This window comes from Methanocrinis sp. (assembly GCF_049974945.1).
Classification (GTDB): Archaea; Halobacteriota; Methanosarcinia; order Methanotrichales; family Methanotrichaceae; genus Methanocrinis.
This window is the reverse complement of sequence record NZ_JBNGCU010000049.1, coordinates 1-10191: the sequence shown is the minus strand read 5'-3', so window position 1 is coordinate 10191 and position 10191 is coordinate 1. Positions and strand designations below refer to the sequence as shown.

Sequence of the window (10191 nt, the reverse complement as noted above, 5' to 3'; positions counted from 1 at the left end):
GAGATGAGGGTTGGGGGCAGGTCAAAGAAGGTGATGGGGGTGGAGAAGGTGATGGATTAGATGATGGTCAAAATGACGGAGAAGCGACGAGTGTTTGACCGAGTCCGCGACGGAGAAGACCGATGGGCTGGAAAAGCATAATATAATAAGTCGGTGTATAAGTTTCAGGCAGATATGGGGTAATCGATCATGAAGAAGATTTTGGCATATCTTGTGCTGGTCCTGGCCCTCGCCTCGGCCGGATCCGCCTTCGATGGCGGCTCGGGCGAGGTCGAGGCGATCACCATCGTCAGCCTTCCCGTCGACTCTGTGACCATATATCCCGACGGCCTCGCCACAGTGAAGAGGACGGGGGAGATGGAGGTGACGGAGGGGATCCACAAGTTCGTCCTGGACCTGCCGCGATCTGTGAACATGGCATCTGTCAGGTTCACTGTCACCAACGCCACCGTGGGGAAGGTGGTCTACGACGACAATCCCGAGTACACCATCAACGTCTCGTCCGCAGGGGTCCAGAACTTCGAGCTGGTCTATCTGATGCCGAGGGCGGGTTTGTGGATGCCGAGCTACTCGGTCCACCTGGAGGAGGAGACGGTTATGATATCAGCCCAGGCCGTCGTCGAGAACAACTTCGGCGAGGAGCTGGAGGCCGTCAGGCTGAAGCTCGTCTCGGGCCCGCCCCAGGCAGAGCCCCTGGCGCTTCTGAGAGAGGCCGTGGGCCTCGCCGACTATGCCGCTGCCGAAGAGGCCGCGCCGATGGCGTACGCCCCCAAGGCAGCCCCTGCGCCCGCCACCGGGGAGCTGGAGACCCTCTACATCTATGAGCTGGACGGCCGGAAAGACCTGGAGATGGACAAAGAGGTGGGCTTTCCCCTCTTCGAGGAGGCCGCCCCCATAACGAGGAGCTACCTCTGGGACGCTTACTATCAGAACCAGGGGCCGGTGACGGAGGTGGTAAGAGCGAACAACACCATGAAGGACCCCTGGCCCGCAGGAAGCGCCCTCCTCTACAAGAACGGCGAGTATGTCTCTGAGGTGAAGATCCCCTTCACCCCCACCGGGACCGAGGCCGAGATCGAGGTCGGGTCCTCGTCAGATCTCAAAGTATCCAGGAAGCTTGCGAACTACACCTCCGCTGAAGAGATCGTCACCGTTGCGGGAGCAGGAAACGCGAGCTCGGCGATGAAGGTGACCACCGAGACCTGGACCTACCATCTCACCATCAAGAGCAACCTGGATCGAAATGCCACCGCGGAGGTCTCGGACAGAAAGCCCCTCAAAGCGGAGATGATCTCAGCGGTGCCCGAGCCCAAGGAGACGACGGCGACAGGCCTGGAGTGGGAGCTGGAGCTTCTGCCCCGCGAGGAGGTGGCGATAGACTACACCTACAGGGTCGTCACCAAAGAGGTGATGGCGAGCAACAAGTGAGCTCGCCACCATCGCCCACAATTTTTCGACTATTTTTAGCAGGTCTCTGCTTCAGTCGATGGGGACCGATTTTGACTTCACCACGATCAGCTTGGGGAGGTGGATCTCGAGAACCCCATTCTCGTACCTGGCCCTAACCTGCTCGGGCTTCACCTCGGCGGAGAGCTTGACCGTCCTGCTCGCCTCGGCCTCGGGCCTCTCTCTCGAGATGTAAGATCCCGAAGGGCGCTCGAACTTCGCCTTGACGGTCACTGTGTCCTCGGTCACCCCCAGGTCGATCAGCTCCTTCTTCGTTCCCGGAAGGTCGACGTAGACCACGACCTCCTCGGGCGAGTCGACCACGTCCACGGCGGGAGCCTCGCCGATCTCGGGGAGGTTCTCTGCGACCTCGCCCAGCATCTTCCTGAAGACCTCTCTCGCCTGTACCGATCTCTTCATCGACTCGATGACCGCTCTGCCCACCATCCTTTCTGCATCCTCTCTCATACAAAGCACCTCAAATTTTCACAAAATTCGCATACTTTAATTCAATCTTCAGACCTCGCCCTCGCCATATTCTTCCGCCCAGGTCCCGGAATGTTCCTCCCGAAGCCGGGCTTTGCGAAGAGCTCCCCGTCCGAATAGACCACCTCGCCCCGGATCACGGTGATGGCCGGAAATAACGCGCGCCTCCCCTCGTAGGGGGTCCACTCCGCCCCGCTGTGGAGCCGGTCGGCCCTGATCTCGGATGCCGCCCGAGGGTCGATGATGGCGAGGTCTGCGTCCTTTCCAACGGCGATGGCGCCCTTGGAGGCGAGGCCGAAGATCTCGGCGGGCCTCCGGGAGAGGGCATCGACCAGCCGGTCGAGTGAGAGGAGGTTTGACCGGACGGCCACCAGCATCAGAGGCAGCATCGTCTCCACCCCCGGAACCCCCGGCGGCGCATCCCAGATCTCATCTTTCTTCTCCTCGGGGAGGTGGGGGGCGTGGTCTGAGGCGATGACGTCGACGTCTCCTTTGCGGAGGCCGTCCCAGAGTGCGTCCTTGTCCCGGAAGTCCCGGAGGGGCGGGTTCATCTTGAGGAAGGTGCCCTGACGCCGCCAATCCCGTTTTGTGAAGATTAGGTGGTGGGGCGCGACCTCGCAGCTGACCCGCCTCCCCTTACTCTTCGCGGCCCTGATCAGGTCCAGCCCCTCTGAGGTGCTGAGGTGGCAGATGTGGGCCCTCTCGGCCATCTCGAGGACCTTCTCGATCGCCCTCGACTCCGCCCGGTTCGGCCTGGCCAGGGAGTAGAGCTCAGGCTCCCGCCGATCTCTCAGCGGCTCTGTATTCTCCTGGATCACCTCCCGGTCCTCGGCGTGGATCGTGGGGAGGAGGCCCGCCTTCGCCGTCTCGTTCAGGATCTTCTGTAACCCGTCATCATCGTGATCGTAGGTGAATATCTCGCCGATGGCGGCGGCCCCCAGGGCAGCGAGCCTCTTCACATCTCCGGGCCCGCCGTTGAGGCCGAAGTCGACGACCGACCGCCTCTCTGCAATATCGAGCTTCATCCGATAAGATCGAGCATCTACGGTGGGAGGATCGGTGTTCGGCTGGTCGACGACGGTCGTGACCCCCCCGGCGACCGCCGAGGTCGAGCCCGTCTCCCAGTCCTCCTTGAAGGTGTATCCGGGGTCGCGGAAGTGGACGTGGACGTCGATCGCTCCCGGAAGGACGATCTTGCCCCGGCCGTCGATCGTCTCCTCGGCGCGGTGAGCGCCGCCCAAACTTGCGATCTTCCCGTCCCTGATCCAGAGGTCGGCGTTCTGGAGCCGACCGCCGAAGTAAACTCTGCCGCCTTTGACGACCCGATCCATCCGGGTCATAGCTTGTATCCGAACTTTCTCAGCATCTCTCTCCTCTCAGCCACGTCCTCATCCGACTCGACCCCTTCCGGCGATGAGCCATCGATGACGCCCATGATCCCTCCGCCCTGCTCTGTCCTCGCCACCACCACCTCCACGGGATTTGCGGTGGCGCAGAAGATGCCGCAGACCTCCTGGACGGCCTTCACCGCGTTGAGGACGTTTATGGGGAAGGCCTCCCGGAGCAGGATGATGAAGGTGTGGCCGCAGCCGAGGGCTAGGGAGTTTGCTCTCGCCGCGCTGATCAGTTCGGGGTCGTTTCCCTCAGAACGGACCAGACAGGGTCCGCTCGCCTCGGAGAAGGCGATCCCAAACTTGGATTTTGGGGCGGTTCCGGCCATCGCCTCGTAGAGGTCTTCTGCGGTCTTTATGAAGTGGCTCTGGCCCAGAATCAGGTTAGAGTTCTCAGGGATGTCAAGCCTTACGGTCTCAAGCTCCATCTCGATATCCTCCTGACCAAAAATAAGGATGGGAGAGGACTTATATTTATGGCTCCGAGCCTAGGGGTGTAACGACACTTTTATTTAATCACCGATGGAAAGAGAACGGACGGAGAGCGGCATGAGGAAGATCGAATACTGCCCCGTAAGTATGAAGAAGCTCTTGGTGAAGATGAAGGACACCAGCGAGCTGATGGTGGATCTGGGATACTCTGCGGTCCTCTACGACGACTACGACCTGGCGATGGAGGTGATCAGGCTGGAGGAGAAGATGGACGTCTACGACTACCACGTCCAGATCTCCGCCATGCTCGCCGCCAGGACCGTCGAGGACGCCGAGGCCCTCTCCGGGGTCCTCCAGATCGCCTCGGCGGCGGAGATAATCTCCAACGCCGCGGGTGATATCGCCAGCATCGTCCTCCTGAAGATGGGGATACCTCACGAGCTCAAGAAGGAGCTGAGGTTGGCCGACGAGACGGTGGTCCGGGCGGTGGTGGAGGTGGAGTCCAAGGCGGCGGGCAAAAGCCTCGAGGAGATCTCCTTCGAGACGGAGGTCGGGATGAGCGTCATCGCCATAAGGCGCGGGGAGAGCTGGATCTACGATCCCGAGCCCGAGATCGAGATGATGGCCGGGGACATCCTCTTTGCGAGAGGCCACGATGAGGGCGTTCCCCTCTTCCTCGAGATGACGACGGCCAGGCCCCAGGTCTCCAAAGTCTACCAGGAGAGCGGGATAGGCCAGCTCGATAGGGCCGTCGACATCATCGTCAAGATGAAGAACAGGTCGGAGCTGGCGGTGGGTCTCGCCTACACCGCCGTCCTATTCGACAGCGAGGAGGTGGCGATCGAGGTCGAGGTGATCGAGCAGGAGATGGACGAGATGAAGTACGACCTCCAGCGCTGGGTCCTCCAGGCCGCAAAGCACGTCGACGACATCGAGAACCTCCGGGGTCTCCTCCACCTGGCGGTCTCGACGGAGATAATCAGCGATGCCGCCCTCAAGATAGCGAACGTCGTCCTCCACGACATCGAGCCCCACCCGATCCTGGCCATGGCCATGAGGGAGTCAGACGAGGTGATAACGAGAGTCGAGATCGCCCCTGGAGCGGAGATGGACGGGATGAGCCTGGGCGATCTGGACCTGGAGACCGAGACCGGGATGTACGTCCTGGCCGTAAAGCGGGGCGCAAGGTGGAACTACAACCCCAAATCCAAGGTGACCCTGGGGGCGGGAGACCTGATCTTCGCCCGCGGGAGCAAGAGCGGCGAGGAGCAGCTCTTGAAGATGAGCGGCGCTCGATCTTGATTTGTCTGGCCTAATTTGTCCTGTTTTATTTACTTTCTTCTCTGGGCCTTTCTGCGCAGGACTATCGTCGAGGTCACGAAGTAGCTGGAGGCGAAGATCGCCGCGGCGAAGGCCGAATCGATGAGGTTCGGGCTGCCGGTGTAGTCGAGGTAGAGGGTGTAGGCCAGAAAGAAGATCACGCCCGCCACCATGGTCTGGCCGGCTACGCTCCTCCTTTTGAAGTTGGTCAGCATGCTCATGCCGGGCGTTCGTCTCTACAGGTACTTCACCTCTTCGTCCTCTTCGGCGGGGGGCTCCGCGATCTTCCCTGCTCTCGTCATGTAGAGCCTCGTCCACCAGACGGTGGATAGGGGCGATATCACCAGGACGCTCACAATCCCGCTCACCGCCGAGAAGAGGACGCTAGCGGTCTCCGATCCTGAGAAGGGAACTCCCAAAAACTGGACCGACATCGAGACCGCCAGGACCACCAACCAGATCAGGAAGACGTCCATCTTGTTTTTGAGGAAGAACCGGACGCCCGCCTTTATCGCGTCGATCGGCCCGAGCCCCTCGACGACCAGGGCGTAAGGGATAACGGCCAGGACGATGGATAAGATAAGGCCGTAGGCCAGGAGCAGGACGATCCAGACGACGAGGGGTCCGAACTCTGGATCGCCCGTCTCCATGCCTGCCGCCAGGTCCGCGGCGAAGGGGAGGGAGAGGAGAACGAGTCCAGCGACGAGGATGATCGTGGTCAGAGCTTCCGCCAGGAAGAGGCTGATGCAATGACTCCTTCCCGAGGCCGCCATCTCCCTAAGAGTGGTTCTTCCAGCCAACGTTGCCTCTTTCGCCATCCCGATGGCACCGGCGGTGAAATAAGAGGTCACAAGCCACATAATCAGGATGCCGACGAGAAGGGCCGCTGCCAGAAGGCCGATGTTCGTCATGCCCGAGAGGAGGTCGACGAGCTCTTCAGGGTCTTCGATGTCTCCCGGGGTGGTGAAGATATCTGGCGATGTGGTTATCAGAGGATACAAAACGATAACTGCCATGATGGCGGCCAGCAGCATCATTGCCGCGATCATGAGAACGAAGGGGATGGCCAGGTTCAGGTTCCGCTTCCAGGTCTCAAACCCCCTCCCTATCAGGGTCCCTATATCTTCGTACATATAATTCCCCTTGGAGGCGGGAATATAATACTCCTTCGAGAGAGGGTTTGAGATCCGGCCAGCTCGGATTTCTAATCTTGCGAGCGGGTTTACCCGGTCTCCCAGATCATCTCCCAGAGGTCGTCTCCGACGTGATGGACCGATTTGACCGCCTTCCCCGATCCTCGCATCTCGGGGCCAGAAAGGAGGGCGACTCCGATGGCCAGGGGCTTTCTGTGCCTCTCCTCGACGATCACCACGGGATCCCCGGGTGCGATCTCGGGGTCTGCCTCCACGATCCCGGGGGCCATCACGTCCGCGCCGTTCACGATGTAGCTGACGGCGCCAGAGTCCACGGTCACCAAGCTCTTCTTCGGCGCGAACTCGAGAGCTCCCCGGACGGTGAAGAAGGGGCCCTCCTCCAGCATCATGAAGACCGGCCTCCCCTTCAGAAGGATCAGGTTGAAGTCGTGATCGGTTTCTGCGACCTCCAGAGCCAGTCCTCGCAGAGCTTGTGGATCTTCCAGGAACGGCTCAATCATCTTGAGGATCTTCTTCGACTCGCTCCCCTTGAGGTGGTGCCTGGATTTGATTTTCATAACACCCCATTCCCCGACAAGTTTAAATACGCAACGTGCAAGTCTCGCAAGTAACTTTTGTCTTGCGACTGGAGAGAGGCCGATGGCTCAGAGACCCCTTGATATTTTAAATGAATCGCTGAACGGGCCCGTAATAGTCAAGCTCAAGGACGGAAGGGCATTTCGGGGAGAGCTTCAGGGTTATGACATCCACATGAACCTGGTGCTCGACAACACCGAAGAGATCTCAGAGGGAGAAGATTCGCAGAAGCTCGGAACTGTCGTGGTCCGAGGAGATAACGTGGTTTACATTTCGCCGTGAGGTTAAATAGATGACAAAAGGCACCCCATCGATGGGAAGGCGGCAGAAGAAGACGCACGTAAAGTGTCGTCGCTGTGGCAAGGTATCCTTCAACTTCCATACAAAGACCTGCGCCTCCTGCGGCTTCGGCAAGTCTAAGAGGCTCCGGGGCTACGGCTGGCAGAGATACAGCAGCAATCACGGCGCCAACTGATCGGAGGTCCGGGTTGCAGGACAAGTGCGGCGTGGTGGGGATCTCCTCAGAGGATCCGTGCCGGAACGTGGCCAAGTCGATCTACTACGCCCTCTACGCCCTGCAACATCGAGGCCAGGAGTCGGCTGGCATCTCCGTCTACGACGGCAAGGTCGTCCGGACCCACAAGGCTATGGGCCTCGTCGCCGAGGTATTCAACAACGCCCGGATAGAAGCCCTGGAGGGATCCTGCGGGATAGGTCACGTAAGATATTCGACAACGGGCGAGTCGGCCCTCAAGAACAGCCAGCCGATCCTGGTGAAGTACAAGGACAGCTCGGTGGCCATTGCCCACAACGGCAACCTCGTAAATGCGGGTAAGCTCAAGGAGGAGCTGGAGGCGGAAGGGGAGGTATTTCACTCCACCTCCGACACCGAGGTGATGGCCCGCCTCTTCGTCAGAGCGATGCTGGAGCGGGAGGACCCGGCAGAGGCTGTCCGGACGGTCGTGCGAAAGGCGGCCGGGTCCTACTCTCTTGTCCTCCTTTTGGGAAACACCGTCATAGCCGTCAGAGACCCCCTGGGAATAAAGCCTCTCTGTGTAGGCAAGACCGAGACGGACGTGATCATAACCTCCGAGAGCGCCGCCATCGACACCCTGAACGGAGATCTCGTAAGAGACGTTCGGCCCGGAGAGATGGTGATCGCGAGGGACGGGGACGTCCGGTTTTACCAGCTATCTCACCACCAGTCCCCTGCCCACTGTGTATTCGAGTATATCTATTTCGCCCGGCCCGACAGCATCATGGACGGAAGGCTCGTCTACGACGTCCGGGTCAAGATCGGCTCCATCCTGGCCGAAGAGCACCCCTCGGACGCAGATACGGTAACGCCGATACCCGATTCGGGTATCACCTTCGCCATCGGCTATCACCAGCGGTCGAACATCAAGTACCGGGAGTGTCTGATGAAGAACCGGTACATAGGAAGGACCTTCATCATGCCCGGCCAGGAGCTGAGAGAGATCGCTGTCAGGCTGAAGATGAACACCATCCGCCCCAACATCGAGGGGAACAGGATCATCATGGTCGACGACAGCATCGTCCGGGGGACGACCAGCCGGCGGATCGTGGACATGGTGAGGGGCACCGGCGCAAAGGAGGTTCACGTGAGGATCGGAAGCCCTCCCATCGTGGCGCCGTGCTACATGGGGATCGATATGGCCACGAGGGATGAGCTGATCGCGGCCCACAAGACCGTGGCCGGGGTCGAGGCGGTGATCGGTGCCGACTCGTTGGGCTATATAAGCCACGAGGGGCTGGTGAAGGCGATAGGAATCCCCAAGGAGAACCTATGCATGGGGTGTCTCACCGGGGTCTACCCCCTCGAGATTCCCGGCGAGGTCTGTCGCCTCGCCCAGACGAGGATCACCGAGTACCTCTCCGAGTGAGCTTGGGCCGGTCGGCCTTCGACCGGGCTCAGACTTTTTTAGTTTTCAGTATCGTCTCGATAAGCCTGACAAATTTCAAGTTCATCCCCAGGAGTATACCAAGGCCTCAGGATATGGAACTTTCCCCAACTCCCGGGCCGCGCCGGCGCCTAAGGCGGTAGAGGCGATCCGCCGCCTGGATCGGCGGAGAGTGGCGGATCGCTGGGGGTATGGTGTGGTCTGAGTGGGGTGGGATTCGATGGGCTGCTATTTATTCGGGAAAGCTCATCACCACGATCATGCTCGAAGAGATCGGCACCGTCCAGAACTTCGCGAGACCCGATGACCTCCAGTACCTCGCCCTCTTCAAAGACAGCGTGAGCAAAATCCGGCTCTGCCAGGGCGAAGATCCCTCGGCGCATTTCAGCCCGGAATACTCCCACTACATCGTCGTCCACATGCCCCTCGAACCGAGTTCCGCTGGCGATAGAGAGCAGGCCAGCCGATTCTGCGGCGGCCTGGGGGTCTCCATCGTCAAGCGGATCGAGGGCGCAGACGGCGCGGTCTACGTCAGGGGGCTGATGGCGGCAGACGGCTCGAAGGTATACGCCATCCTCCCCTACACTTTCATCGATTCTGCCGCCTCGACGGATGCAACCTTCCCGGAGTCCCGGTCCGTCTCCGCGAGAAGCCGGGTCTGGCCAAGGGTCCTCTCGGAGATCGGAGGCAGAAGAATCCTCGATGTCGGATGCGGCTTTGGCAGGCTGACCCTGGAGATCGCAGAGAAGAAACCCCAATCTCAGGTCTTGGGGATCGACATCCATGATCACCAGACGGGGCAGGCGAGGATGAACGCCGGGGTTCTGGGAATAAGAAACGTCGAGTTCAGGACCGCCAGCGTCTACGCCCTCCCCTTCGAGGAAGGCTCCTTCGATGCCGTATCGTCGTTCTTCATGCTCCACCACCTCGACGAGATCCCGAAGGGCCTCTCGGAGATCCGGCGCGTCCTCGGGGCGCAAGGCCAGTATATTGCGACAGAGCCGCTGGGCCACCATCACGGCCCAAACTACTCCGGGGCCGAGTGGGTGCGGATCTTCGAGGTGGCGGGGTTCTCTGCCGAGGCGGAGGAGGGGGAAGGGGCGGTGATCATCAGGGCCCGGAAGTGAGATGAATAGACGGCTGCTTTCGTGGCGGGTCTCAGAAGGCGGAATTATCTTCGCCAGCTTCGTATCGGCGCCGGGTGGAGATCTCCGGCGGCTTTGGGCGCTGGAGGGCGGGCGGCGCCGAAGGGGGGCTAGGTTATCTGCGGCCCTGCTCGGCTGGGGCCCTGCTGGGCGGTGGTGAAATTCGGGCGCCCCGTCCACCTCCTGGCGCTAGGTCGCTAGGGGGGATGCGGATAAGGGAATTTGGGAACCTGAGCCAAAAAGACGATGGCGGTTCCTGGCAGAAAAAGAATGACGTAGGAATCCCTTACCCACCCATGTCGGCTCACTCCTCGAAACG

The 10191-nt window shown here is 60.5% G+C and carries 12 protein-coding genes; 6 read left to right on the top strand and 6 right to left on the bottom strand.

Going from position 1 to position 10191, the window contains the following annotated elements; all coding sequences use genetic code 11:
• Window positions 1-189: 189 nt before the first annotated feature.
• Entirely contained in the window at window positions 190-1428 is a 1239-nt protein-coding gene (locus ACP5EL_RS06255) for a DUF4139 domain-containing protein (RefSeq protein WP_428401641.1), read from the top strand.
• 51 nt (window positions 1429-1479) lie between these two features.
• Here ACP5EL_RS06255 and ACP5EL_RS06250 read toward each other — a convergent pair whose 3' ends face one another.
• The 3 genes from ACP5EL_RS06250 to ACP5EL_RS06240 are packed head-to-tail and all read right to left on the bottom strand — an operon-like array spanning window position 1480 to window position 3751.
• On the bottom strand, window positions 1480-1914 hold the full coding sequence (locus ACP5EL_RS06250) for an Hsp20/alpha crystallin family protein (protein WP_428401640.1): 435 nt from the start codon (window positions 1912-1914) through the stop codon (window positions 1480-1482).
• A 41-nt stretch (window positions 1915-1955) separates the two neighbouring features.
• On the bottom strand, window positions 1956-3272 hold the full coding sequence (locus tag ACP5EL_RS06245) for a dihydroorotase (RefSeq protein ID WP_428401639.1): 1317 nt from the start codon (window positions 3270-3272) through the stop codon (window positions 1956-1958).
• Complete coding sequence (locus ACP5EL_RS06240; protein WP_428401638.1) at window positions 3269-3751, bottom strand: adenosine-specific kinase; 483 nt, start codon at window positions 3749-3751, stop codon at window positions 3269-3271. Before ACP5EL_RS06240 ends, ACP5EL_RS06245 begins: the two co-directional genes overlap by 4 nt.
• 121 nt (window positions 3752-3872) lie before the next feature.
• Between ACP5EL_RS06240 and ACP5EL_RS06235 the strand changes: the two genes are divergently transcribed.
• On the top strand, window positions 3873-5057 hold the full coding sequence (locus ACP5EL_RS06235; RefSeq protein WP_428401637.1) for a potassium channel family protein: 1185 nt from the start codon (window positions 3873-3875) through the stop codon (window positions 5055-5057).
• Window positions 5058-5086: 29 nt separating this feature from the next.
• Here ACP5EL_RS06235 and ACP5EL_RS06230 read toward each other — a convergent pair whose 3' ends face one another.
• The 3 genes from ACP5EL_RS06230 to ACP5EL_RS06220 all read right to left on the bottom strand — a co-directional run bounded on the left by ACP5EL_RS06230 (window position 5087) and on the right by ACP5EL_RS06220 (window position 6786).
• The gene (locus ACP5EL_RS06230; RefSeq protein ID WP_428401636.1) at window positions 5087-5296 is read right to left on the bottom strand and encodes a hypothetical protein; all 210 of its coding nucleotides are present in this window, start codon (window positions 5294-5296) and stop codon (window positions 5087-5089) included.
• Window positions 5297-5311: 15 nt separating this feature from the next.
• Window positions 5312-6208, bottom strand: a complete 897-nt coding sequence (locus ACP5EL_RS06225; protein ID WP_428401635.1) for a hypothetical protein — start codon at window positions 6206-6208, stop codon at window positions 5312-5314.
• A gap of 89 nt (window positions 6209-6297) precedes the next feature.
• Entirely contained in the window at window positions 6298-6786 is a 489-nt protein-coding gene (locus ACP5EL_RS06220) for a PUA domain-containing protein (RefSeq protein ID WP_428401634.1), read from the bottom strand.
• 82 nt (window positions 6787-6868) lie between these two features.
• On the opposite strand from ACP5EL_RS06220, the gene ACP5EL_RS06215 reads away from it, so the two are divergent.
• The 4 genes from ACP5EL_RS06215 to ACP5EL_RS06200 all read left to right on the top strand — a co-directional run bounded on the left by ACP5EL_RS06215 (window position 6869) and on the right by ACP5EL_RS06200 (window position 9854).
• Window positions 6869-7087: an LSm family protein gene (locus tag ACP5EL_RS06215; RefSeq protein ID WP_428401633.1), complete on the top strand. Its 219-nt coding sequence runs from the start codon at window positions 6869-6871 to the stop codon at window positions 7085-7087.
• A gap of 10 nt (window positions 7088-7097) precedes the next feature.
• A complete protein-coding gene (locus tag ACP5EL_RS06210) occupies window positions 7098-7280 on the top strand; it encodes a 50S ribosomal protein L37e (protein ID WP_428401632.1) in 183 nt (60 codons plus the stop codon).
• 13 nt (window positions 7281-7293) lie between these two features.
• Window positions 7294-8709: an amidophosphoribosyltransferase gene (gene purF, locus ACP5EL_RS06205; RefSeq protein ID WP_428401631.1), complete on the top strand. Its 1416-nt coding sequence runs from the start codon at window positions 7294-7296 to the stop codon at window positions 8707-8709.
• A 278-nt stretch (window positions 8710-8987) separates the two neighbouring features.
• Window positions 8988-9854 (top strand): class I SAM-dependent methyltransferase, encoded by an 867-nt coding sequence (locus ACP5EL_RS06200; protein WP_428401629.1) that lies wholly within the window; start codon window positions 8988-8990, stop codon window positions 9852-9854.
• The last annotated feature ends 337 nt before the right edge of the window (window positions 9855-10191 follow it).